Raw genomic sequence first — 24,333 nt, forward strand, 5'->3', positions numbered from 1 at the left:
ACGAGGTTAAATAGTAAAAAAAAATCCCGTTCAGCGAACGGGATTTTTTTAAGCGACTTTAAGCTTTTTCAGATCGGATTTTTCGAATTTTTTCTTCGCATAGTCCAAGGTGATCTCCAAACTTTTCTGTCCCGTTTGTTCTTTCGTTGACGGCATTTCAAACATGGCATCCAGCATGATCGCTTCGCAGATACTTCGCAGCCCCCGGGCCCCAAGTTTAAATTCATCCGCTTTATCTACAATAAAAGTATATACTTCGGGATCAAATTTCAGTTCAACACCTTCGTACTCAAATAACTTTTTGTATTGTTTGACCAATGCATTTTTTGGTTCTGTCAAAATACTTAACAAGGTTTCCTTATCCAATGGGTTTAAGTATGTCAGAACTGGAAGACGGCCGATTAACTCTGGAATCAATCCAAAGTTTTTGAGATCCTGAGGCGTGATATACTTGTATAGATTGTTCAAGTCGATTTCCTCTTCATCTTCATTCATCTTATAACCCACCGTTTGTGTGCGCAGACGGTTTGCAATTTTCTTTTGGATTCCGTCGAATGCACCACCACAGATAAATAGAATGTTACTGGTATTAACAGCGATCATTTTTTGATCTGGATGTTTGCGGCCACCTTGAGGTGGTACATTGACCACCGTACCTTCTAAAATCTTTAATAACGCCTGTTGAACGCCTTCACCTGAGACATCTCTTGTGATGGAAGGGTTGTCGCTCTTACGTGCGATTTTATCAATTTCATCGATATAGATGATACCACGTTCTGCTGATGCAACATCATAATCGGCCGCCTGAAGCAAGCGCGTTAAAATACTTTCCACGTCTTCTCCTACGTATCCAGCTTCAGTTAGTACAGTGGCATCAACAATACAGAAAGGTACGTTCAATATTTTGGCAACGGTCTTTGCCAATAATGTTTTACCTGTACCCGTTTCACCAACGATAATCAAATTGGATTTTTCGATTTCTATTTCATCTTTATCCACTTTTTGATTCAAACGCTTATAGTGATTATAAACAGCTACTGAAATTACTTTCTTTGCGTCATCTTGACCGATTACATACTGATCCAGGTGAGTTTTGATCTCCTGGGGACGTATTAATTTTAATGCGGTCTGTAATGTTTTGCTTTTACGTTGTTTTAATTCTTCTGCCAAAATCTCTCCTGCCTGTTGGATACATCTGTCACAGATGTGTGCTCCATTTCCAGCAATGAGCATCTGAGCTTCATTTTTGCTTATCCCACAAAACGAACAATGAATGTCTCTATCGTTATTCTTCGCCATCGTTATTTAATAATCTCCTTCTTAGGAAGTAAAATCTCATCAATCATACCAAATTCTTTGGCCTCGTTGGCTCTCATCCAGTAGTCACGATCAGAAGATTTTTCCACCCACTCATAGGTTTGTCCGGAGTGTTCTGAAATAATGGTATATAATTCTTCTTTTAATTTTAACATTTCACGTAAATTGATCTCCATATCTGCAGCAACCCCCTGCGCACCGCCAGATGGTTGGTGAATCATTACACGTGAGTGACGTAAAGCTGCACGTTTTCCTTTTGCTCCTGCTACAAGTAGGACAGCGCCCATAGATGCTGCAATACCAGTACAGATTGTCGCCACGTCCGGGGTGATGTACTGCATGGTATCGTAGATACCCAGACCTGCGTAAACACTTCCTCCGGGTGAATTGATGTAGATCTGGATGTCACGCTGTGCGTCAGTAGACTGTAAAAACAACAATTGTGCCTGGATAATATTTGCAACCTGGTCATCTATACCGCTTCCCAAAAATATAATACGATCCATCATCAAACGTGAAAACACATCCATCTGCGCAACGTTCAGTTGACGCTCCTCAACGATGTACGGCGTAAGATTGGTCGGAATGCTAGCTTCTGTGCGGGCAATAAAACTGTCAACATGTTGACTTCCAATTCGGTGATGCTTTACTGCATATTTTCTGAATTCGTTTTTATCTATATTCATCTTTTTATTTTTTCTATTCTGTAGGACTAATATAAAACTATATTTTAAAAATCAAATAAAGTGAAAAGATGTTTTACATCTACTTTACATTTTTTTGATACGGTCTCTTTCAGCAAAGAAAGGCATTTTATTAATAGGGCTTATGCTTTATCCATTTCACTTAGAAGTCCTTAGCCGATTTCAGCATAATCTGGAAGCTCTTCTATAAATTGATACGACTCGTTATCAAAGTCAACTTTGCAATAATAATGATTTATGCCATTGCTCACCAGTAAGTATGGGATACGATGCACCGAATTATAATTGGCGATCTGTGCGAATACTTTTTGTGTGATCTTGATATGTGGTGCTTTGAATTCGGCCAAAACCACCTTATGTCCTTTACTGTTATAAATCAATAAATCACTCCGTCGCCGAAGACTGTTTAGTTTTAACCCGCCCTCAATATTCATCAGTGACTTGGGATAATTTTTGATCAATGCCAAATAATTTATCCAATGTTGCCTGACCCATTCCTCCGGCGTCAATACCAGCTCTTTTTTTCGCAACTCATCAAAAATATAAACCGCATTATTCTTTTTGGATATCTTAGCTTTGAATGGTGGCAAATTGAGCGGTGTCGGTGAAAACATACACAAATATACTAAAATTTTAGCAAAAAAAGGGAAATCATAAGATCCCCCAAGCGTTTTTTTTGTCTTTATAATTGCTTCTTCTAATCAATTGGTTAGGTCTCTTTTACCGAATTGGCTCAAATGCCGGATGAATTCTGGCCGGTTTACTGCTGCAGATTTGGCGGTAAAATCGTAATTTCGCTTATATGAACATAAATCCGATCTTATCCGATATCAAGAACAGATCTTTTAAGCCGGTCTATCTGCTACAGGGGGAGGAAAGTTATTTTATTGATACCATCGCAGATACACTGGAATCGACAGTGCTGAATGAGGCACAAAAAGGCTTTGATCAATCTGTTTTTTACGGCAAGGATATCGATATTTCCACAGTGGTTAATGCCGCCAAACGATATCCTATGATGAGCGATTATCAGGTGATCATTGTAAAGGAAGCCCAGGAACTCAAATGGAAATCGGATACAGAGGAGCTGTTGACTAAATATCTGGAACATCTGACACCAACAACTATCTTGGTATTTTGCTATAAGCATGGCAAATTTGACAAGCGAAAAAAAATATACAAGGTGTTTGAGAAGGCTGGATTGGTGATCGATGCCGCTAAATTATACGATGATAAAGTTGCGCCTTGGATCGGCGGATATCTTAAAGATGCCGGCTGGCGAATACATCCACAGGCAGCGGGTTTAATCGCGGATTATCTCGGGAATGATCTGGCCAAGGTATCCAATGAATTGGATAAACTGATGCTGAATGTTCCGAAAAGTCAGGAGATCAGCGTAGATGATGTGGAACGTAACATTGGTATTTCGAAAGACTTCAATGTATTTGAGCTCAACACCGCGCTCGCAAAGCGCAACGCCTTGAAGGCTTATCAGATTGTGGATTATTTTGTGGCAAACCCAAAGAATAACCCGCTGGTGATGGTGGTCGGGCAGGTGGCTACTTATTTCACCAAAATACTAAAATACCATTACCTCATTGATAAATCCATTGCCGCGAAGGAATTGGGGGTGCATCCATTTTTCTTGAAAGAGTATGAACTGGCTGCCCGAAATTACAACCGCCGGAAAACTTTTGATGTACTGAATGTCCTCAAAGAGACTGACCTGAAATCAAAGGGCGTCAATGTGCCTAGCAATTTCAATAGTGAGGAGATTCTCAAAGAAATGGTTTATAGGATCTTAAGTTAGGGGCTGGCAAGTTCTTCAAGACTAATGTGTGCTCAGAAATTTGACGACCCGTTGTGGAATTTTTGCCTGCATACCACGTTTATTCATCAGTGCAATGTAGGTGCGGTAATCCTTAACAGCTTGCTTGAAAGAAGATTGCCCTCTTTTGAAAAACACATCACCACGGTTTAAATAGGCAACCTCACGCTCAGGAAAACGCTCAATTACTTTATCTAAAAAAATTTGTGCCGCGTCCAGCTGATTCGCCTGCTCCAGAAAATAACCGATCTCATTGGCCGAAAGGACATTTTTACCATGAATCGGGTTTGTATTGTCAGGCTGGTCCTCGTCCAAGCCGTTTTCCATAAAATACTTTGCTGTATGCTCGTTAAAAACTCTAGGTAGCAGAAATAGGCTATTTTTAGGTATTTCTTTTAACGAGCGAAGGAGAGCAGCATAGTCTCCGGGCTTGTAGCTCAGACCAATCCGTTGATTGCTTACTACTGTGGAATCATAAGATAAGGACTCAGCATTGTAGTCGTCTAGATACACCTTGATGTTTTTAGAATAGGTCATATATTCTCTGCTGCATGTACCTTCGTCATCCGATCCGGAATTATCTCGTTCAGCCAGTTGCCAGCGTTTAGTTGCCGGTCTATAGACAAAACAATAACCCTCATTTTGACCATGCGCGTTCGGCCCCCACGAAATTGAGATGCTTACCGTATCGCGGCTGGTATTTACATCATAATAACTCATATTATTGCACGATGCACAAAAGAAAGCATTGTCATTTTTGAAGGACAGCTGATAGTCATTTCCTTTTCTCGCGTAAAATGCCAATCCGACCCTAATGTAATCTTCAGCTCCAAAGCACTTATAAAATTCATGCTTGAAATTAAGTGTATCAGCTTTTCTGTAAGCAACAAAAACTCCTGCAGGTGTTTTGCTCGTGTTTAGCTGGCTTAACTGTACCGTGTCTGTATTAAAGTACGCAGCGAAATTGTCCGCTGAAACTGCGCCTATTAGCCTCACATGCCGGGGTTGTGCTGCTGAAAGCAGCGTTAGGCTCACAAATAGTGTAAAAAGATAAATTTTCAATCGAATACTGTTTTATGTTGAATACTGGTAGTGCTCTATGTGATTGGCATTTCAATCCGCTGTATGCTTATAAAACACTTGGGAATAGAAATTACTCGAATTTACATTAATCTGGGAAAAAAAATAAAAAATATTTCGTAGTCAAATAACTACATGTATATTTGTAGTTAAATAACTACATGTAGTCTTGAATATTTATGGATTGACGGCCTGGGGTTTAATTTCGTGATATGCTGCATAACAAGCGGCTAGTGGAGCAGTGTTATTCGCAAAATTATTGGACGTAGAATCCGATGTGAATAGTCCATATCATATGGGGTTCAAAGTCGACCACCAGGATATTGGTTTGGCCAATTTTAAATAATATATATAATGATGAAAAAGAGAGATAAAATAATTTATTGGGTCGCAACGGCATGGTTGTCTTTGGGATTGACGTCTACCGCTATCATACAGGTCTTTAGCATCCAAACTGAGGGAGCTGGTGGCGGACAAAATGTAGATCATTTGGGCTATCCACACTATATACTACCGCTGCTTGGTCTCTGGAAGATTTTGGCTGTCATAGCGCTACTGTCACCAAAGAGACCGCTGTTGAAGGAATGGGCTTATGCTGGTATTTTCTTTACGGCAACTGGAGCATTGTATTCCCATCTTATAGTAGGGGATACTTTTGGTTTAATGGCTCCAGCATTGCTTTACCTGGTTCTAATTGCGGTATCCTGGTATTTTAGGCCTGCCGAAAAAAAACTTAGATAGCCTTTAGCCTGATCTGTCGTCCGTTTTGTTTGATGGATGCGTTGGGCGACCAGTTAATCGGATTTTTTTGTGCTGTAACGGGGCAAAAACCATTTAAAGACCCTTTAAATGTTTTTTTTTGTATACGGTATATTTTTTTGTAAATCAATTTATTATGATTTTTTAGCTTTTTGTGCAACATATACTGCTGTATTTTTTGACATAAATTTAATAATTAAACACTTGTTTAAATTAAACGTTTGTTTAACTTTGTCCCGCATTTAACAAAAGACGATTTTACCTGTTGGATAAACAGGTAGAATTAGCTATAAAAAGTTAAGGGTTTTACATGGAATTTAACGATAAACAAATAGATATCCTCCTTGCAGCTGAGCGACTTTTTGCGACAAAAGGTTTTGATGGAACGTCCGTGCGCGATATCGCACATGAAGCAAATGTTAATGTGGCTATGATCAACTATTATTTTGGGTCGAAAGATAAGTTGCTGGATACCTTTTTTGAATGGCGCGTTCCAGATTTCATGATCAACGTGGATGAACTCTCAGTAGTCGGCAACGCGCTTGACAAAATTGACGTGATGGTCGACAGGTATGTTAAATCGATGAGCTCTCATCGGAAACTCTATCGCGTTATTGCAATTGAAAGTACCTTAAAACAGCGGATGCTGATTTCGGATGCTTTCAAAAAATTAAAAATTCACAATTTGGAGGTCATTGCATCCATTATTAATGGAGGTATAGCGGACGGGGTATTCAAAGCGGGCAATGATCCTATTTTGATTCATTCGATGATGATGGGGACGTTTATGAACTTTCAGATGAATCAGGTCTTTTTACAGGATCAATTAGGAATAGCCGATGACGAAGGTTATGGCCACTATATAGAAACAACGTTAACAGAATTCATACAGAAAACAATTAAAGCTTTATTGACATATGAAAAATAAGTTGGCCAATTTAAGTGCTTTATTGCTTTTAAGTCCTTTGGGTTTGCTTGCACAAGACAACAAGCACCTGACTTTGGAAGAAATAATTCACATGGCTGCAAACCAAAGTGTGGAAGCGAAAACTGCCGATACCAAAATATTGGGAAGACAGCTCGAGGTCGAAAGTGCCAAATCGAAACAGCTTCCTGATGCAAAATTGAGTGGGCAATATATGGCGATGACCACGCCGAATGTTAATCTAAAGTTGGCACTGGGTGACGGAGGCTCTGCACCGGATATCGCTGCAAATCAATTGTGGTTGGGACAGGCTTCTGTGAGTATGCCAATCTATACAGGTGGACGGATCAAAGGGGGAATTGATATTGCAAAAGATGTGTTAAAAGCCGAGGAATGGAACGCCGTTGCTAGTAAAGAACAATTGGCTATGCGCGCTGTGAATCTCTATCTGAGTTTATATAAGGCGCAGCAAACCAATTTGTTGATTGCTGAAAATATCAAGCAGTCTGAGCAACGGGTTTCAGATTTCAAAGCGATGTTGGACAATGGTTTAATCGCGCGAAACGACCTGTTAAAGGCGGAATTGCAGCTATCAAACTATCAGGTATCGCTTCAGGAAGCGCAGAAAAATATTAAGGTGCTCAATTATCAACTGGCTAATTTTCTGAAAATTGACGAAGATACACAGTTGGATCAGATCAATTTAGGTGAAGTGAACGGGCTAGATTTAGGTTTGAAGGCCTCTTATGAAACTGCCAAGACCGTACGTTCTGATGTGAAGTCCATGGAGTCTCAGCGCTTGGTTGCGGAGGATCAGTTGAAAGTGACAAAAGCGGCTACATTGCCAACAGTTTCGGCAACCGCTGGTTATAATGCTTTTGGTTTACAGAAAGTCGTTACGGTAACGAACGCTGCCATGGTAGGTGTTGGAATATCTTATGATATAGGTTCTTTATATAAGAATAAGAGAGAGGTGAATGTCGTTAAGAACCGGATCAAGCAAATTGATGAGAACCTAGAACTGCTCAATGACCGGGTAAAAGTTCAGGTGCAACAGGCGAATGAAAGCTATATGCTGGCACAAAAACAAGATGTGGTGTACCGTCAGGCCTTAGATCAGGCCGTTGAAAATTACCGTATCACAAAAGATAAGTATGATAACGGAATTGCGGATACGGATGATTTATTGACGGCTGATGTTCAACAGCTTCAGAGCAAAATAAATCTGGCAATCAGCAAAGCAAATACAATTGAAAAATACTATGACTTACTGTTGGCAAATGGGTCATTAAATATTAAATAGCAATTAATCTAGACATGGAAAATACAGTAGAAAACGCACCTGAAAAAAAAGGTACAAATAAAAAATTCACAATTATTTTGGCCGCTTTGGTCATCTTCGGTGGGGCTTACGGCGGTTATAAATATTTGCACGGTCAAGCGCATGAGACCACTGACGATGCGCAGGTTGAGAAGAATATGAGTCCTATTATCCCGCGTGTGGGGGGATTTATTACCAAGGTTTACGTCAAGGACAATGATTTGGTGAAAAAAGGGGATACTTTGTTTACGATTGAGAGCCAAGATTATCAGGTTCGTGTAGACGAAGCAGAAGCTGCATTGGCTGCTGCGGAAAGTAGCTTTGATGTATCAAAGGCGGATGTTTCGGCATCTTCTGCTAATGTAGCGATCTCAGACGCAACGATTCAATCAAATTTAGGAAGCATTGAGGCAGCACGTATCCGTGCGAAACAAGCGAACAACGACTATATCCGTTACCAAAATCTATATAATAATCAGTCTATCACGAAACAGCAATATGAGCAGGCTTTAACGACTAAATTAGAAGCGGATAAACAAGTGGAAATCTTACAACAACAACGCAATGCAAGCGCTTCACAACGGAATGCCATCGTAAGTAAGACTACCGTAGCTTCTAAACAGACGTCTGTTGCTGAGGCGAATATAAAAAGGGCGAAGGCGCAATTAGAGGCTGCAAAATTAAATCTGTCTTATACTGCTGTGCTAGCCTCTGTTGATGGTCAGGTATCGAATATCAAGGTGCAGCCCGGTCAGATGATCAACCCGGGGCAATCTTTATTTTATATTGTTGATAATATTGAAACTTGGGTGGTTGCGAATTTCAAAGAGACACAATTGCAAAAAATGAAACCCGGTCAAAAAGTAGGTATTAAGGTAGATGCTTATCCAAATATTGAATTTGAAGGTGAGGTCAATTCCTTTTCTCCGGCGACTGGGTCACGTTTCTCATTATTACCTCCGGACAATGCAACTGGTAACTTTGTAAAAACAGTACAACGCCTACCGGTAAAAATCAAATTGACAAAAGATAATAAAGCTGAAAATGTTGCTTTGCTCAGACCGGGCATGAATGCTGACGTAGATGTGCATGTTCAATAACTATGGAAAATTTAAATCAACAAGATAGTCTGGTTGAATATGGTTTTAGACGCGTAGTCATCACGATTACAGCCGTGCTCTGTGCCTTGCTGGAAATCGTGGACACCACGATCGTGAATGTAGCCTTAAATGATATGAAAGGATCGTTGGGGGCAACATTGACAGACGTGGCCTGGGTTATTACGGCTTATGCCATTGCTAACGTAATTGTTATTCCGATGACGAGTTGGTTGTCCCAACAGTTTGGTCGACGTAATTACTTTGCGGCGTCAATTATCATATTTACAGTATCTTCATTTTTGTGTGGTAACGCGACCAATATCTGGGAGCTTGTCGCATTTCGCTTTCTGCAAGGAATGGGCGGTGGAGCCTTGTTGGTGACTGCTCAGACCATCATCACAGAAAGCTATCCCAAAGAAAAACGTAGTATGGCACAGGCGATCTACGGTATGGGGGTGATCATTGGACCGACATTAGGTCCGCCTCTGGGGGGGTATATCATAGATAACTTCTCCTGGCCTTATATTTTTTACATCAATGTACCATTGGGAATTATAGCTACTTTGCTGACCTTGTCCTTTGTGCGTAGTCCGAAATATAGCCAAAAGCAATCGGCAAAAGAGGTGGATTGGTTTGGTGTGATCTTTTTGATTATGTTTATTGGTTCACTTCAGTTCGTACTGGAACATGGTCAACAGGATGATTGGTTTGATGACCCATTAATCTTAGGTCTGTCCATATTATCTGTATTCGGACTATTGTTCTTTATCTGGCGGGAGCTGGTATATGACAAACCTATTGTTAACCTGAGGGTATTGCGTGATAAGAATTTACAGGTAGGGGTGGTAATGAGTTTTATCCTTGGTTTCGGCTTATTTGGATCGACCTTTATTATCCCGATTTATACGCAATCGATATTGGGTTGGACGGCAACGGATGCAGGTCTATTGCTATTGCCAAGTTCGATTATGACTGGGATCATGATGCCATTTATTGGTAAAATGATCCAGAATGGTGTTCCGCAGAAGTATATGGTTGCTGTTGGATTGAGCATCTTCTTTGGGTTTTGTTTTTGGATGTATAGTCTAATGACAAACGATACAGGATCTGAACATATGTTTTGGCCGCTTATCCTTCGTGGGGTAGGTTTGGGGTTGCTATTTGTTCCTGTAATGACTTTATCCCTGTCTACCCTTCATGGTAAATCCATCGGTGAGGGAGCGGCATTTACGGGTATGATGCGTCAGCTGGGTGGTTCATTTGGTATTGCACTGATCACAACTTTTATCGCGCGTGACTCTCAAAAGCACCGTGTTGACTTAGTTTCCAATCTGGATCCGAGTAAGTTTGAGGTACAGCAACGTGTACAGCAGCTGCAGATGAGCTTTCAGGCGAAAGGCTTTGCTTCAAATGAGGCATTGGCCAAAGCGCATCAAATACTGGACATGAATGTCATGAAGCAGGCAACTGTACTGTCTTACATGGATGTATTCCTCTATTTGGGGGTTGTATTTTTGATCTGTGTACCTTTTGTACTGATGATCAAACAGGGCAAGACGCAGATCGATATGTCCAGTGTGCACTAACCGCTGTGTGGACCAGAAACCATCGACGCAAAATTTTATATCGTTTTATTGGCCCTCAAAAGGAATTTCACTTTTTGGGGGCTTTTTTATTTCCAGAAAGGCATAAAATAAAAACCTGATTTGAAATTGATTGTTAAATAATAAAATATTTTTTAAGATTATACGTCTATAAACTAGTCGTTACAAAGAAGTTATTAGTTCAAAAGAAGGCCGCATGTATACAGGAAGACTTAATTTTTTAGCTTTTATTATCCCTTTGTTTTTAGTGTTGATGTTATGTGAATATTGGTATAGTCTGAAGAAACAAAAGCGATATTATACATTTGATGAATCAATCTCTAATCTAAACGTTGGCATTGTTGAGCGTATGTGCGATATGTTTTCTGTTAGCCTGTTCTATTTTTTTTTCGCGTGGGTCTACCAGAACTTTGCGATTTTCCATATCGAAGCCAACCTTTGGACTTGGATCATACTTTTTCTATTTACGGATTTTTTGTGGTATTGGTATCATCGATATAGTCATGAGATCAACCTGCTGTGGGCGGCGCATGTGGTCCACCATCAAAGCGAAGATTATAATTTTACTGTTGCTGCAAGGATTACCATATTTCAGGCGGTATTTCGCTCCTTGTTCTGGGCTTTTATTCCGCTTTTGGGTTTTCCGCCTTTTATGATGACCACAATCCTATTGGTGCATGGAGTATATCCGTTTTTCTCCCATACCCAAACGGTGGGTAATCTGGGGATTTTTGAAAAAATACTTGTCACTCCATCACATCACCGTGTACATCATAGCAGTAACGAGATTTATCTGGACAAGAACTATGGTGATATTTTGATCATCTGGGATAAAATGTTCGGAACTTTTATTGCTGAACAAAGAGCGGAGCCTTGCGTCTATGGATTAACCAAACCAATTCATCGGTATACTTTTCTTTGGCAGCATTTTCACTATCTCTTTGAAATAGGGCTGTCGTTTAAGCGTGCGGTGGGATTTAAAAACAAAATGCGTACGATATTTGGTCGCCCTGATGATATACAACCTGAAATTCGGGAGGAATTGGAGCGGAAGATCTTTGCGGGAACCAAGACTCGGGTTCATGGAAAAAATCTGAGCCGATATATTTTCTTCCAATCCATATCCACGATGGGACTTCTGTTTTTCTTTTTGCTTTACGGCAACTACCAAAACAGTGTACAGCTGTTGGTGGGCGGTCTCTTTATCCTGTGTAGTGTCATTTGTGTTGGTGGCTTGCTGGAGCATGAAAAATGGGTTTTTCCTCTCGAAATGCTGCGGTTATTTCTGGTTTTGCTATTTATAACAATTACTTTTTTTTCGTTTCCGGCACTCCTTGTTCTCTTTACAATTGCGATGATGCAGCTCACCTTTTATAGACCGGTAAAATATCATTACGAACGAATTCTTCATTTATCGAAGCACTAAACCTATTCTTTTGTTAAAGGGTTTGGCACAGTTCGACGAAGGTCTGACCGTAATTTCTGGCCATGATGTCCCAGCTGAACTCTTTGCTCGTATTGCATTTGAATTTCTGCCCCAGTTTTTCATAATGATCTGGATGGTCTAAAATGGACTGTAACTGCGTTATCCATGCATGAGCGTCCCGGCTAGCAAGCAGAAGTCCGTTGTGATTATGTGTAATGGCGCTAGTAATCCCTTCCAGTTCGGCGGCGACAACGATGGTGCCTGCAGCAGATGCTTCCAGACAGACCAATCCGAAACCTTCCATATCCCCCGGTACCTGGATATTGGGCATCAGAAAAGCTTGGGCTCCTGCGAGCAGCTGCTTTAATTGAGCAATGGAAACTTTTCCCAGATGCTGGATTTGTTCCGGATATGCCTTCAATAATTTGCGCATATCCTGTTGATCTGTTGGATATCCAAGAAATAGGGTAAACAGATGATAAAATTTGTTGGGCAATAAGTTGAGTAAACGTTCCGTCGGCGTAGGGTTATGATCAAACGGCCCTATCATAACAAGTTTAAAATTACCCTGAACTGCAGGAATGACATGTTCCATAAGCCACGAAAACCCTTTGCGTCTTACAGGCCTTCCTAAGGTGATAAAATAAGGCAGAGGCGTAGCATTTCCGCTTAAGTTACGATACTCAGTTCCGATAAAATCCAGGCCATTTTCCGGTGTTACAGCAGTGCTGGGAAGGGCCGGATCCACACCGTTTGGGATGACCAAGATTCTGGACGCATCAATTCCACGTGATTGAGCGGCTTGGGCAGTTGCCTGACTCACTGTTATAATCCGGTCAAATACATTGAAGCGGGGGATTATCCGACGTTGAAAATAAGGAAATGGAAAAACGACATCAAGGCCATGAAGGGTGACGACTCTTTTGAGATGGCCATATCCCTTATGAAAAGATGCCAAAGCAGCAATTAATCCGTCATTAAAATGAATGAGCTTAATGCGGGGGTTGTCGCTGATTTTCGATAGGATACGTCGGTTCAAATGAAAGAAAAAAGTCAGAATGGATTCTTTATTATCATAAACGATTGTATGTACTTTTAGATAGAGTGCCACATTATTAATGAGCTCAAAGCTCTGTTTTTCCATTCCGCCGACCGCGGGCGGATATTTGTGGCTAACAAATAAGATTTCTATTTCAGACGGTAGCATGTAGATTTTTTCTTTTGATACAGAGATAAAATATTACTCCAATTGCAGTCCAGAGTAGCTGACGGCCACGGCGCAGGAGGGAAACACTTAGCCAGATGCTTCCACCTGAAATTCCGATCATGCTAAGTAGTATTTTGTTTGAGATTTCTTCAACGCCAAGTTGCCCCGGAATAAATGCACCTGCACTTTTAAATATAATTACACTCATATCCAGGATTAACCCATGGATTAGTTTGACATCAACAGTCATAAATTTTAAGATCAGGTAGAATTCAAGGCTTCCAATTAACCAATGTAATGCAAACAGCAAATAGGAATACCAAAATACCTTATTTTGCTGCTGGTAGAAGTCTTTTGTGCTCCAAAGTAACTTCTGGATCTGATTTTTCGCTTTCAATAGAAGTGATGTATCGACTACTTGTGCTGGTGGTGCTTTGCTGGATATGAGCCAATAGAATATAAAAATGACAAACAATATTAGTATCGCACAGACGGCATAGACCGCAGGTCCTGTAGATCGGATAACTTCTTTTTTTAGCGGAGAAAACATCAACCAGATCATTGCAAGTAAGAAAAGGTTTAATTGTGATAGTATGGCCGTGATACGGGAGATGGTGACAGCATTTAGCCCTTGCTGTAATGGGATATCATAACGGGTTAGCAATTGGGCTTTAAGCAGATCTCCGCCGATGATGCTGGTGGGATTGAAGAGTCCGACTGTTTCACCGATTTGACGCACTGCAAAAAGCTCGATCAGGTTGATCTTTTTTTTCGAGGCTCCCAGACAAACCCACCAAGCCAGTGTTCCGAAGAAGTAGGCTACAAAAGTTGTCAATACGATAATGATAAAGCGATAACCAATAGTTGACAGTTCTCTTTTCAAGGCGGAAAGATCGCTGTGGGTTAGGAAAATTACCATGGAAATTAGGATCAACATGAGAAAGACGGCTTTGATTAACCGAGGGAATGTTGTTAATTTGCCCATGCGAGGTCTGTGTCCTGTGTTTTATCGGCCAGTAATTCGATGTCGTCAAAGTATTGTTGGGATAGCCGTGACCAGTCTAATTGGCCGACATAAGAAAGTCCCGCTGTAATCAAGCTTCTTCTTAGCGCTGCGTCAGACAGGATTTTCTTTACATAGTATACATATCCGGCCGCATTTTCGGGCTGGCATTTAAATCCACTTACACCATGCTGAATCAGCGATGCTGAACCACCGCCATCTGCTATCACACAGGGCAGACCCGAAGCTAATGCTTCGACAACAACGTTGCCGTAAGTTTCTGAAACCGAAGGAAAGACAAAGACATCTGCTGATGCGTACAGTATGGCAAGTTCCTGATGTGTCTTTTTTCCCAGAAAAATAGCATCGGGCATTTCCTGCATTGCAGTTGACTTTGCGGTTCCTTCGCCGACTACAATAAAATTATAGTCCAGTTTTTGAGCTTGTATTTGCTGGTAAATGTCAATCAGGGTTTTGATATTTTTCTCCCAAACGATCCGGCTTACAAATAGCACGGTTGGTTTTCCATTTTTGGTCAGTTGTTGGATGTAACTCATATTCTTTTTCGTAGGTGTAAATAGCTGCGTATCAATGCCTCTTTGCCAGAGCTTCAATCCGTCCTGTTGAAGGCCGATCTGCTGGAGTTCAGCTAAGATAGATTTTGTCGGAACATAGATGATGTCACATTTGTTGTAGAAATTATTCATTGCACGTTTCATCCATTGTTCTGTGGGCTTGACCAGAGGCAATATATTTTTGAAATAATATGCGATGTAGGAGATGAAATGTGTGTGGTATATGGTTAATACGGGTATATTTCTACGTTTGGCATAATTCAATGCAAAGAAGCCCAGCAGCGAGGGGGTTGCGATATGAATGATGTCCGGTGCAAATTCATCCAATGCCAGTTCGAGCTTTTTTTTGATGAGCTGCGGAATAGCCAGACAATAATCATCATTGACAGGTATTTTAAATGTGGGAACTTTGTAAGAAAGAAAGTCCCGGAATTGTGTGGGACCGCCACCGTAAATAAAGAAATAACTGAAATTTTGTTGGTCAATACGATTTATGAGCTGAAACATTGTGCGAGATGCACCGTCAAAATCTTCAACGAGTATTTCTGTAAAAAAGGCTACCTTTCTCATTTTATTTTAATTAGGGGTTTCATAAAAATATTTGAAAAGCGTAACTCAAAAGCTACTTAGATATTAATCTTTTATCATTAAAGTGTTTGTAAATTGTTAATTATTAATAATTTGTCAATAATTTTTATAAGTAAAATTAATTTTAGAATATAGTTGACCTAATGTTGCAATGGTATTTTTGGGATGAACAAATTATTCAGTCCATGTTATTAGATTTATTGTTCGAAAGGAAAACTAGACTCAAAGGTCTCCGAAAGGTTCTGATTTTAGCTGTTTGTGCTTCGGCGGGCGTCATGTTGGGCTTCAAATTGAAGCCTAAGGAAGTGAGGCCCATGAATTTCGTTTATGTCGATATGCCAAACGCACGGGAAGGACGGCTTAGTTTATTGACCTATAACATCGCTGGTCTTCCAGAATTGATTTCAAGTGCCGAGACCGAAAGGGCTTCGAGCATTACCTCGATCGGTGAATTAATAAATTCTTTTGATATTGTCAATGTGCAGGAGGATTTTAATTATAATAAGTTTTTGTACAGTAGAAACAGGCATAGCTATCGAACTGAAAATATGGGCGGTGTACCTTTCGGCGATGGATTGAGTACACTGTCAAAATATCCTATACAGGATTTTGAACGGGTGAGCTGGAAGGACTGTAATGGATCGGATTGTTTGACTCCTAAAGGATTTTCGTATGCAAGAATCCAGCTGGCGAAAGAGGTTTTTATTGATGTTTACAATGTGCATGCGACAGCTCAAGATGATCCCGATGCAACGGTGGCCCGCCAGAAGAATTTGAATCAACTGAAAAATTATATTCGAAAGCATTCCGCAGGGCAAGCTTTGTTGATCATGGGCGATTTTAATGCTCATTATGCGTACACCTTGGATAATATTGTTTCTTTTCAGAGTGAGTTAGCGCTGGTGGACGCTTGGGTAAATTTGAAAAATAACGGTGAAATACCCTCGCATAAACAAGACTTTACAGCTCGGGCTGCATTGGATTTAACGGATGATTGTGAAGGAATTGATAAGATCTATTACCGTAATAATAACCGTATTGTTTTTGAAGCAAAGGACTATCAAGTTCAAAAGCATCTTTTTCAAAACAAGGCGGGACAAGATTTATCTGACCATTGTGCCGTATCGTTACAGTTGGGATGGCGCATGATTACCCCCTTCGATCAGTAGACTTTCTCAATTCTTTCATATCAATCGCGATTAGCACTGAGCCCCTTCAGTGCTTTTTTGTGTTTGGGTATTTTCGACGGTCCAAACAGGGCTATCTATAAATAAAAAGCCCCATAAATAAGTTATGGAGCCTTTATAAAATTGGGATAAATTATCTTATTTATACATCTCTTCGCGTTGTGCTTTTACCACATCGCTGTTGATGTATTCATCGTAAGTCATTAATTTGTCGATAATTCCTTTCGGAGTCAATTCAATGATCCTGTTTGCCACAGTTTCAGTCAATTCGTGGTCACGGGAGGTGAACAGCATTGACCCTTTAAAGTCTGACATTCCATTGTTCAATGCGGTGATTGACTCTAAGTCCAAGTGGTTGGTCGGCTCATCAAAAATTAAGAAGTTGGCTCCCTGTAGCATCATTCTTGAGAACATACAACGCATTTTTTCACCCCCGGAAAGTACTGAAACTTTCTTCATCACCTCTTCACCAGAGAATAACATTTTCCCCAAGAATCCACGTAGAAACTGTTCATCCGCTTCAGGGTTGGTTGTATAGTCTCTTAACCAATCGACCAAATTTTCATTTTTACCTTCGAAAAAAGCTGCATTTTCAATTGGCATATCCGCAGGTGTGATGGTAACCCCCCATTTAAATTCGCCACCGAAATCAGTATCTCTACCGGTGATAATATCGTAAAATGCTGTAGTGACTAAAGAGTTGGGACCTAATACCGCAATTTTATCACCTTTATTGATCATAAATGTGATATCCTTGAAGAATACTTCACCATTAACGGTTTTGCTCAAACCTTCTACCTGTAATGTTTGGTCTCCCGGTTCGCGGTTCATGGTATTGAACATGATTGCCGGATATTTACGGTTGGAAGGTTTGATCTCATCAATATTGATCTTATCCAACGCTTTTTTACGTGATGTAGCTTGTTTTGATTTGGATGCATTGGCTGAGAAACGACGGATAAATTCCTGTAATTCTTTAACCTTGTCTTCCATCTTTTTATTTTGGTCTGCACGCTGTTTTAATGCCAGTTGAGAAGATTCGTACCAGAATGAGTAGTTACCTGTATAAATAGTCATTTTACCAAAGTCTATATCTACGGTATGCGTACATACAGCATCCAGGAAGTGACGGTCGTGGGACACTACAAGTACAATTGCTTCATAAGAAGCTAAAAAGTCTTCTAACCATGCAATTGTATTGATGTCCAAGTCATTGGTAGGCTCATCGAGAATCAAGATATCTGGATTACCGAATAATGCCTGTGCCAATAAGACACGTACTTTTTGATTACCATCAATTTCAGAGACTAACTTATAGTGAAGCTCTTCTTTAATGCCCAAGCTGCTCAATAAGGTAGCTGCATTGGATTCTGCATTCCAGCCATCCATTTCTGCGAAAAGACTTTCAAGTTCGCCTGCACGTTCGCCATCTGCATCAGAAAAGTCTTCTTTCATATAAATGGCATCTTTTTCTTTCATGATTTTGTAAAGATCTTGATTACCCATCATGACAGTTTCTAATACCGTATATTCGTCGAAAGCATAGTGATCCTGACTCAATACAGACATGCGTTCGCCGGGAGTAAATGCCACCGAGCCCGTAGAAGGGTCAACTTCGCCAGAAATAATTTTTAAGAAAGTAGATTTACCAGCTCCGTTGGCACCAATAATACCGTAACAGTTGCCAGGTGTGAATTTTAAATTGACATCTTCGAATAGTACACGTTTACCATAACGAAGGGAGAGATTTGACACATTAATCATGCGGCAAAGATACGTTTTAATCTTGTATTTTTTAACTATTTCCAAACATCAGTTCCTGATATAATCGCCTCGGTTTTAGCTTTTGTAAAAGCTGGATTTTCATGTGAATAGCGTCTAACTGTCGAAAATGCAAAATGCAGACATTGGACCTACGGTAGAGTAGAGAACATGGTTAAAAAAATGTGCCAGATTAATAAATTATGAATTCGGTGCTATACCTATAAATTGGCTTCTTTTTTGTTGCTCTAGCGTTGAAATGAAATCAATTATGAAAAGAAATAGCATTCCGTATGCTTTAGTAGTCGTTTTTGCCTTTTTGCTGAATTTGCAGGGAGCCCATGCACAGTTTGGTGGACTGCTTGATAAGGCGAGCAAGGCCGTAGCTTCCAAAGGGAGCAAAATGTTGGGATTGGACAAGCTTTTAAAGGAACCTGATGCGATAAGCACAAGTTTTGAAGATGTGAATCGAAAAGGTGAACAGATGCCCGATTTTCAAAATACAGCCGTCTATAAACCCTTGGAAAATTTAACCAAAAATGGTCAGGACGGCTATCTACTCGAAGCAGGTCATTTTGAAATGACCAACAAAAGTTACTGTCTGAAGGCGGGTACCTATGCCCCGTCCAAGGGTGATGGCTATATGTACGCCCCTACGCTTGGAAAAAAAAGGGAGGTTGTTATCGCGATCTTAAAAAGTGCGGAAAGACATCCTGAAGTTTCACAATCGTCGATACAGATGTTATTGTGGACTATTATTGCCAAGACCAAATTTATAGACTATGCTGGTGAGGTCAAGGAGACAGCATTGAAGTTATTGAGCCCAGAACAGTTGTTGTTATTGGAAGGCGGGGCACTAGGTATATTACCGTTTGATGTTGTGCAAAAAGCGAAAGATCAGATGCCACCTGCTGTGCAAACTATATTTGAAGCAGAGAATAATATCAGGCAGCTGGTTTCTTCTGGCAACTATTCTTATGCCGAATTTGAAAAGTATGCGATTATGGCCGGTATGGCCGAACCTCGTACTGATGTCCCTAGTGGTATCTGGACACTTCATCCCGATGGTTATTACGTCCGATATTTTCCTAGCGGTTACTCCATGACCAAAGTACAGATATATGTACCGGAGGAACTGATCACAAAATTGAAAGGTAAAAAGTTGATTTACGACGCGACAGATGACATTGCTTGCCCTGCGAATACAGGATCACAACGTTTAGCGCAAACTAATGAGCCGATTAAACACTAGGTATGATGTGGGTAAAAGAGAAAATGGATGTATTTAGATAGAAACAACAAGGGAGATCAAACGATCTCCCTTATTCATTAAATTTCCTCTTTTGCCTCCTATATAATATAAAAATGATGACAATAATAGCTGCGATCCCTAAAATAATATAATGGGAGCCTGATTGTTGTTGATGTTGGGTTGTATCCTCTGTCGTCTGCGCATATATAAAATTTGCTACGAAAAGAAGCACCATGAAAATCCACTTCTTGCACATAATAAACGGTTTATTAACTATAGTAGCAAGCTAACTATTTTTTGCAATAAAGACAAATAAATTTTACAAAAATGACAATATCAAAAGGTGGTTTGCGGTGGCTGTGTATAATGTGTTGATTTTTATGGAGATGTCGGGTTTTAAGGCTATGTTTAAAGTTAAAATATCTCCATTATTGGAAGAGATTGTGTCGAAATGCCCTGTTTGGTAATGAACGATTAAAAAATATTCTTTTTTTTGTGCTATAATGGGACAGATTCATGTAATCTGGCTCTTAGGTGGAAATACTAAGGCCAGAGGTCGGATTAATGGGCGTAAAGTTGTATATTGTGAACCTTTTGAGCATTTAAAGATATTAATGTCATGTCAAAACTTATTAATTTAACTGTCTTCAGAGAATTTTTGAAATCTAGCTTTGCTGGAGGGATTATTCTTTTTTCCTGTGTAATCTTGGCGTTGATCGTGGCCAATACGTCGGTATATGGATCGGTTATGGACTTTCTGCTTCGAGAAGTAGGATTTGAAACCGACGGTATCCAGCTGAAATATTCCTGGTTGTTGTGGCTCAACGATGGACTAATGGCTATTTTCTTTTTATTGGTGGGATTGGAGATAAAAAGAGAAATTGTAGAGGGGGAGTTATCTTCTCCTAGTAAAGCTGTTCTTCCTATTTTAGCTGCCGTGGGTGGGGCGTTATTGCCTGCGGCAATCTATTTTATCATCAATAAAGATGCTACCGAGACGGTGCACGGTTGGGGAATTCCCATGGCGACGGACATTGCGTTTGCGCTTGCCGTAATCACACTTCTGGGAAATAAAGCTCCGGCTAGCCTCAAGATTTTTCTGGCGGCTTTAGCCATTGTGGACGACTTGCTTGCGATCTTAGTTATCGCTTTGTTCTATAGCAACGGGATTCATGCAACATATCTATTTATTGCGCTGGGCATATTTGTTTTTTTAGTTGTCCTCAATAAACTTGGGGTAAAAGCGCTGTGGGCTTATCTCATTCCGGGGCTTTTTATTTGGTATTTTATTCATCATTCTGGCATACATGCGACTATTGCGGGGGTGTTGGTAGCAATGACTTTACCCACTACGCCTGATGAAAAAGAGTCTCCGCTGGAAAAGCTTGAGCATTTATTGACTAAACCCGTGAATTTTATTATTATCCCTTTGTTTGCGTTTGCAAATACATTAATTCCAATTCATGCAGAGATGATTGGCGGTTTAACTTCAAAATTGGGACAGGGTATTATTGTGGGATTGATTGCCGGAAAATCAGTTGGTATATTTTTAATTTGTTTTATCGCAAAAAAATTGAAAATAGCACAGCTTCCGGATGGTGCAAGCTGGGTACAGATTTTCGGTGTAGGTTTATTGGGTGGAATTGGTTTTACCATGTCTATCTTCATATCTATCTTATCATTTGATGACGCCTTCTTGATCGAAGAAGCAAAATTCGCGGTGCTTATTGCTTCGCTCTGCGCCGGAATATTAGGATATACGATATTGAGATTAGCGGGTAATTTCAAAAACAATCGGGATAGTGTAGGTTAAAAATGGCATGGATTTAACATGCTGTCAGCAGGTTTATTGTCGGTATAGTTCTTAGGCGAGTAAAAGCTGACCTCATATATAGATTAGTTTTAGTAACTTAGCACACATTTAACAAAATAATAAAAATTGAGATTTACTGAATTTGGTTTTGTTCCGGAATTGGAAGAGGGCTTAGAAAGCATGATGTTTGAAGAGGCTACGCCTATTCAAGAGCAGACAATTCCCGTCATAAAAGAAGGAAGCGATATGATTGCCTGTGCACAGACGGGCACAGGGAAAACGGCGGCATATATGTTACCAATTTTAGATGCAGTCGCCAGAGATGCTAAAGAATACATACGTGCGATTATACTTGTTCCGACAAGGGAACTGGCATTGCAAATAGATCAACAGATCATGGGTATGTCCTACTATACCGGGGCAACTTCCATCTCGATCTACGGAGGTGGTGACGGTATGGGCTACGAGCAGCAGAAACGTGCTATCCGGGAGGGGGTTAATATTATTGTCGCTACCCCTGGTCGACTAATTAGTCACCTTACCTCAATGAAAGTCGATTTAACTCATCTGACGCATTTTGTGCTGGATGAAGCAGACAGTATGCTGGACATGGGGTTTCAGGATGATATATTACGTATTGTCAGCTATTTGCCAAAGAAAAAGCAAATGTTGCTTTTTTCCGCGACGATGCCCCTCAAAATCCGAAATTTTGCGAGAAAGATTCTTTTTAAACCCGTTGAGGTCAATATCGCCATTTCAAAACCTTCGGAAGGTATAGATCAGCGTGTTTATCTTGTATATGATAAACAAAAGATGGATCTATTGAAGATTATCTTACAGGATGTTAATTATGTCTCTGTCATCATTTTTGCCTCACAAAAAACTACAGTTAAATTATTGGCGCAAGAATTGCAAAAACAGGGAATAGACGCAGAAGGCTTCCATTCTGATCTCGAACAGGCGAAGCGTGAAGATATCATGAGCAGATTTAGATCACGGCAGGTGAGGGTGCTCGTTGGGACGGATGTGATTTCGCGTGGTATCGATATCGTAGGTATCAGCCTGGTTGTAAACTATGATGTTCCGCCAGATCCTGAGGATTATGTACACCGTATCGGCCGTACAGCGAGGGCTGCAACAACAGGGACTGCCATAACTTTTGTAAATGACAAAGATCAGCAACGTTTTTCTCAGATTGAAAATCTGATTGGTTATCCTGTCGAACAGATCGCTTTACCGGAGGGCTTTGAGACTGGACCTGAATATAATCCTACTAAGAAAAGCGGCAATTCGCAAAATAGAAGACGTTCCAATAAGAACAGAAATAAAAATTATCAGAAACAAAAAAGGGCTTAATTTATTAAGCCCCTTGTATTTTATGCTATTCGATTGTCTGATCGATTTATTCTGTCGCCCATACAGCCAGCTCATAGCCGTCGGGGTCTTTAAATTGAAATCTTTTGCCACCGGGAAAGCTAAAGATATCTTTGACAATGACACCCCCGGCCTGGGTGACTTTGTCACGCGTAGCGACCAAATCATTCGAGTAAAGAACGACTAAAATACTGCCGTTTATCGGTTTCCCAACTGTAAAACCTCCATCCACATATTTTCCGTCAAAGGCTGTATACTCAGGACCGTAATCTGTAAAGCTCCAGCCAAAACTTGCTGAATAGAATTTTTTAGCTCTTTCAAGATCGCTCGATATAAATTCGAGATATTGAATTTGCTCATGGATAAGTTTGTTATCTGAAGAAGAATTGCTCATAATATTGTCTAAGTGATGTTCATTTTTTTGAAAGCTCACCTGACTTTCTTATTTCAAGTGAGCTTTCGATATAATGTAAATATAAGACTTTGCCTGAACAAATTTTTGGGCATATCTCATGAATCTGTTGTTAATTAGTAGTAGACTGCCTCATATTCTTTGTGTTATATCGAAATATAGATTATTCTTTTTTTCTGCCAAGGAGTGCCTGGGTGAACACAGAGAGCATAACCAATGAAAGCCCGAGGTAGAATGATAGATTGAGTTCTTTGGATTCATGAAAGAAAAAAAATGCAATTAAGATAGCATATACAGGTTCGAGGTTAAGGCTTAAATTGAGCGTAAACGCAGAAATTCTCTTTAAAATTTCTGTGAAAGCGATGTATACGGCAACGGTACAAAATAGGGACAAAACGAGGAGGTATAACATATCCGTTGAACTCGGGATAAAAGAGGACATGGGATAATAATAAAGATAGCCTGGAAGGAGCAGGCCCAGACCGACAGTCCCGCCGATCATTTGATAATAATTGATAATTATGCTATTGTATCGTTTGACCAAACGTTCATTATAAACCGCATAAATCGAAGCGAATGCTGGTGAAATGATTCCCAAGATAATACCCAATTGATGCGTTGTATCGAAATGGAATATCAATACTATACCAAAAAGTGTAAGTCCACTTAGGAGAAACTCCGAACGTTTAAAACTTGTTCTGTTTATCATTGGGCCGAAGATTGCGGTAAAGAAACTAGCCATGCAGTAACAGACTACGCCAATGGAAATATTGGAATATTTGATACTTGCATAAAAAAGTAACCAGGAGGCTGTAATTAAAAGTCCATTTTTTGCGATAGTGAATTTTTCAGCTATGCTGATCTGATGTGGAATTTTAAACCATTTTAAAATTAAAAATAGAAAAATAGCAGAGAAAAATACCCGATACCAGGTTAGCATACCTTCATTGAGACTGATGACCTTGCCCAATACGCCCGATATACCTAAACATACCACAGCAAGATGTAGTATGAAATATGAATGTTTCATAAGATGTTGTCTTCCAGATCCATCTTAAAAAAGACAGATGCGATTGTTATAAAATGTGATTGTGAAT

The 24,333-nt window shown here is 40.0% G+C and carries 21 protein-coding genes; 11 read left to right on the forward strand and 10 right to left on the reverse strand.

The genetic code is table 11. From position 1 onward, the window contains the following. Window positions 1-48: 48 nt before the first annotated feature. The 3 genes from clpX to D7322_RS04255 all read right to left on the reverse strand — a co-directional run bounded on the left by clpX (window position 49) and on the right by D7322_RS04255 (window position 2,635). Window positions 49-1,299: an ATP-dependent Clp protease ATP-binding subunit ClpX gene (gene clpX / locus D7322_RS04245; RefSeq protein WP_077435192.1), complete on the reverse strand. Its 1,251-nt coding sequence runs from the start codon at window positions 1,297-1,299 to the stop codon at window positions 49-51. A gap of 2 nt (window positions 1,300-1,301) precedes the next feature. Then, window positions 1,302-2,003: an ATP-dependent Clp endopeptidase proteolytic subunit ClpP gene (clpP, locus tag D7322_RS04250; protein WP_121121635.1), complete on the reverse strand. Its 702-nt coding sequence runs from the start codon at window positions 2,001-2,003 to the stop codon at window positions 1,302-1,304. A 170-nt stretch (window positions 2,004-2,173) separates the two neighbouring features. Next, window positions 2,174-2,635 carry a type I restriction enzyme HsdR N-terminal domain-containing protein gene (locus tag D7322_RS04255; RefSeq protein ID WP_121121637.1) on the reverse strand — a complete coding sequence of 154 codons (462 nt, stop codon included), beginning with the start codon at window positions 2,633-2,635 and terminating at the stop codon, window positions 2,174-2,176. A gap of 188 nt (window positions 2,636-2,823) precedes the next feature. On the opposite strand from D7322_RS04255, the gene holA reads away from it, so the two are divergent. Continuing rightward, the gene (gene holA, locus D7322_RS04260) at window positions 2,824-3,831 is read left to right on the forward strand and encodes a DNA polymerase III subunit delta (RefSeq protein ID WP_121121639.1); all 1,008 of its coding nucleotides are present in this window, start codon (window positions 2,824-2,826) and stop codon (window positions 3,829-3,831) included. Window positions 3,832-3,852: 21 nt separating this feature from the next. On the opposite strand, the gene D7322_RS04265 is transcribed toward holA, so the two are convergent. Beyond that, window positions 3,853-4,911: a tetratricopeptide repeat protein gene (locus D7322_RS04265; protein ID WP_147430286.1), complete on the reverse strand. Its 1,059-nt coding sequence runs from the start codon at window positions 4,909-4,911 to the stop codon at window positions 3,853-3,855. Window positions 4,912-5,283: 372 nt separating this feature from the next. On the opposite strand from D7322_RS04265, the gene D7322_RS04270 reads away from it, so the two are divergent. The 6 genes from D7322_RS04270 to D7322_RS04300 all read left to right on the forward strand — a co-directional run bounded on the left by D7322_RS04270 (window position 5,284) and on the right by D7322_RS04300 (window position 12,064). Next, window positions 5,284-5,670 (forward strand): DoxX family protein, encoded by a 387-nt coding sequence (locus D7322_RS04270; protein WP_245971250.1) that lies wholly within the window; start codon window positions 5,284-5,286, stop codon window positions 5,668-5,670. Window positions 5,671-5,998: 328 nt separating this feature from the next. Beyond that, window positions 5,999-6,616 (forward strand): TetR/AcrR family transcriptional regulator, encoded by a 618-nt coding sequence (locus tag D7322_RS04280; protein ID WP_121121645.1) that lies wholly within the window; start codon window positions 5,999-6,001, stop codon window positions 6,614-6,616. Beyond that, entirely contained in the window at window positions 6,606-7,916 is a 1,311-nt protein-coding gene (locus D7322_RS04285; protein WP_121121647.1) for a TolC family protein, read from the forward strand. The genes D7322_RS04280 and D7322_RS04285 overlap by 11 nt, the downstream gene beginning before the upstream one ends. A gap of 14 nt (window positions 7,917-7,930) precedes the next feature. After that, window positions 7,931-9,034, forward strand: a complete 1,104-nt coding sequence (locus D7322_RS04290; protein WP_121121649.1) for an HlyD family secretion protein — start codon at window positions 7,931-7,933, stop codon at window positions 9,032-9,034. A 2-nt stretch (window positions 9,035-9,036) separates the two neighbouring features. After that, window positions 9,037-10,620: an MDR family MFS transporter gene (locus tag D7322_RS04295; protein ID WP_121121651.1), complete on the forward strand. Its 1,584-nt coding sequence runs from the start codon at window positions 9,037-9,039 to the stop codon at window positions 10,618-10,620. Between the two features lie 214 nt (window positions 10,621-10,834). Further along, window positions 10,835-12,064: a sterol desaturase family protein gene (locus D7322_RS04300; RefSeq protein ID WP_121121653.1), complete on the forward strand. Its 1,230-nt coding sequence runs from the start codon at window positions 10,835-10,837 to the stop codon at window positions 12,062-12,064. A 13-nt stretch (window positions 12,065-12,077) separates the two neighbouring features. On the opposite strand, the gene D7322_RS04305 is transcribed toward D7322_RS04300, so the two are convergent. From D7322_RS04305 to D7322_RS04315, 3 genes are read right to left on the reverse strand one after another with little or no spacing between them, the layout of a single operon-like run. Next, the gene (locus tag D7322_RS04305) at window positions 12,078-13,271 is read right to left on the reverse strand and encodes a glycosyltransferase family 4 protein (RefSeq protein ID WP_121121655.1); all 1,194 of its coding nucleotides are present in this window, start codon (window positions 13,269-13,271) and stop codon (window positions 12,078-12,080) included. Beyond that, window positions 13,258-14,208, reverse strand: coding sequence for a lysylphosphatidylglycerol synthase transmembrane domain-containing protein (locus tag D7322_RS04310; RefSeq protein WP_183078597.1), 951 nt, complete (start codon window positions 14,206-14,208; stop codon window positions 13,258-13,260). Before D7322_RS04310 ends, D7322_RS04305 begins: the two co-directional genes overlap by 14 nt. A 35-nt stretch (window positions 14,209-14,243) precedes the next feature. Continuing rightward, the gene (locus D7322_RS04315; protein ID WP_121121659.1) at window positions 14,244-15,419 is read right to left on the reverse strand and encodes a glycosyltransferase family 4 protein; all 1,176 of its coding nucleotides are present in this window, start codon (window positions 15,417-15,419) and stop codon (window positions 14,244-14,246) included. A 203-nt stretch (window positions 15,420-15,622) separates the two neighbouring features. Between D7322_RS04315 and D7322_RS04320 the strand changes: the two genes are divergently transcribed. Next, window positions 15,623-16,606 carry an endonuclease/exonuclease/phosphatase family protein gene (locus tag D7322_RS04320; protein WP_183078598.1) on the forward strand — a complete coding sequence of 328 codons (984 nt, stop codon included), beginning with the start codon at window positions 15,623-15,625 and terminating at the stop codon, window positions 16,604-16,606. Between the two features lie 156 nt (window positions 16,607-16,762). Here the strand turns inward: D7322_RS04320 and D7322_RS04325 are convergent, their stop codons facing one another. Then, window positions 16,763-18,388, reverse strand: a complete 1,626-nt coding sequence (locus tag D7322_RS04325; protein WP_121121663.1) for an ABC-F family ATP-binding cassette domain-containing protein — start codon at window positions 18,386-18,388, stop codon at window positions 16,763-16,765. Between the two features lie 268 nt (window positions 18,389-18,656). On the opposite strand from D7322_RS04325, the gene D7322_RS04330 reads away from it, so the two are divergent. The 3 genes from D7322_RS04330 to D7322_RS04345 all read left to right on the forward strand — a co-directional run bounded on the left by D7322_RS04330 (window position 18,657) and on the right by D7322_RS04345 (window position 22,806). Further along, window positions 18,657-19,637, forward strand: a complete 981-nt coding sequence (locus tag D7322_RS04330) for a hypothetical protein (protein ID WP_121121665.1) — start codon at window positions 18,657-18,659, stop codon at window positions 19,635-19,637. A 619-nt stretch (window positions 19,638-20,256) separates the two neighbouring features. Next, the gene (gene nhaA, locus D7322_RS04340; protein ID WP_121121669.1) at window positions 20,257-21,450 is read left to right on the forward strand and encodes a Na+/H+ antiporter NhaA; all 1,194 of its coding nucleotides are present in this window, start codon (window positions 20,257-20,259) and stop codon (window positions 21,448-21,450) included. Between the two features lie 126 nt (window positions 21,451-21,576). After that, entirely contained in the window at window positions 21,577-22,806 is a 1,230-nt protein-coding gene (locus tag D7322_RS04345; RefSeq protein WP_121121671.1) for a DEAD/DEAH box helicase, read from the forward strand. Window positions 22,807-22,852: 46 nt separating this feature from the next. Here the strand turns inward: D7322_RS04345 and D7322_RS04350 are convergent, their stop codons facing one another. Continuing rightward, the gene (locus D7322_RS04350; RefSeq protein ID WP_245971251.1) at window positions 22,853-23,257 is read right to left on the reverse strand and encodes a VOC family protein; all 405 of its coding nucleotides are present in this window, start codon (window positions 23,255-23,257) and stop codon (window positions 22,853-22,855) included. A 142-nt stretch (window positions 23,258-23,399) separates the two neighbouring features. After that, complete coding sequence (locus D7322_RS04355; RefSeq protein WP_121121673.1) at window positions 23,400-24,266, reverse strand: DMT family transporter; 867 nt, start codon at window positions 24,264-24,266, stop codon at window positions 23,400-23,402. Window positions 24,267-24,333 lie beyond the last annotated feature (67 nt).

The organism is Sphingobacterium puteale (genome assembly GCF_003627955.1).
Lineage (GTDB): Bacteria > Bacteroidota > Bacteroidia > Sphingobacteriales > Sphingobacteriaceae > Sphingobacterium > Sphingobacterium puteale.

Excerpts from the sequence above, each read along its gene's own strand:
- clpX (WP_077435192.1), bottom strand. The coding sequence starts at position 1,299 with ATGGCGAAGAATAACGATAGAGACATTCATTGTTCGTTTTGTGGGATA.
- clpP (WP_121121635.1), bottom strand. The coding sequence starts at position 2,003 with ATGAATATAGATAAAAACGAATTCAGAAAATATGCAGTAAAGCATCAC.
- D7322_RS04255 (WP_121121637.1), bottom strand. The coding sequence starts at position 2,635 with ATGTTTTCACCGACACCGCTCAATTTGCCACCATTCAAAGCTAAGATA.
- holA (WP_121121639.1), top strand. The coding sequence starts at position 2,824 with ATGAACATAAATCCGATCTTATCCGATATCAAGAACAGATCTTTTAAG.
- D7322_RS04270 (WP_245971250.1), top strand. The coding sequence starts at position 5,284 with ATGATGAAAAAGAGAGATAAAATAATTTATTGGGTCGCAACGGCATGG.
- D7322_RS04280 (WP_121121645.1), top strand. The coding sequence starts at position 5,999 with ATGGAATTTAACGATAAACAAATAGATATCCTCCTTGCAGCTGAGCGA.
- D7322_RS04285 (WP_121121647.1), top strand. The coding sequence starts at position 6,606 with ATGAAAAATAAGTTGGCCAATTTAAGTGCTTTATTGCTTTTAAGTCCT.
- D7322_RS04290 (WP_121121649.1), top strand. The coding sequence starts at position 7,931 with ATGGAAAATACAGTAGAAAACGCACCTGAAAAAAAAGGTACAAATAAA.
- D7322_RS04295 (WP_121121651.1), top strand. The coding sequence starts at position 9,037 with ATGGAAAATTTAAATCAACAAGATAGTCTGGTTGAATATGGTTTTAGA.
- D7322_RS04300 (WP_121121653.1), top strand. The coding sequence starts at position 10,835 with ATGTATACAGGAAGACTTAATTTTTTAGCTTTTATTATCCCTTTGTTT.
- D7322_RS04305 (WP_121121655.1), bottom strand. The coding sequence starts at position 13,271 with ATGCTACCGTCTGAAATAGAAATCTTATTTGTTAGCCACAAATATCCG.
- D7322_RS04310 (WP_183078597.1), bottom strand. The coding sequence starts at position 14,208 with ATGTTGATCCTAATTTCCATGGTAATTTTCCTAACCCACAGCGATCTT.
- D7322_RS04315 (WP_121121659.1), bottom strand. The coding sequence starts at position 15,419 with ATGAGAAAGGTAGCCTTTTTTACAGAAATACTCGTTGAAGATTTTGAC.
- D7322_RS04320 (WP_183078598.1), top strand. The coding sequence starts at position 15,623 with ATGTTATTAGATTTATTGTTCGAAAGGAAAACTAGACTCAAAGGTCTC.
- D7322_RS04325 (WP_121121663.1), bottom strand. The coding sequence starts at position 18,388 with ATGATTAATGTGTCAAATCTCTCCCTTCGTTATGGTAAACGTGTACTA.
- D7322_RS04330 (WP_121121665.1), top strand. The coding sequence starts at position 18,657 with ATGAAAAGAAATAGCATTCCGTATGCTTTAGTAGTCGTTTTTGCCTTT.
- nhaA (WP_121121669.1), top strand. The coding sequence starts at position 20,257 with ATGTCAAAACTTATTAATTTAACTGTCTTCAGAGAATTTTTGAAATCT.
- D7322_RS04355 (WP_121121673.1), bottom strand. The coding sequence starts at position 24,266 with ATGAAACATTCATATTTCATACTACATCTTGCTGTGGTATGTTTAGGT.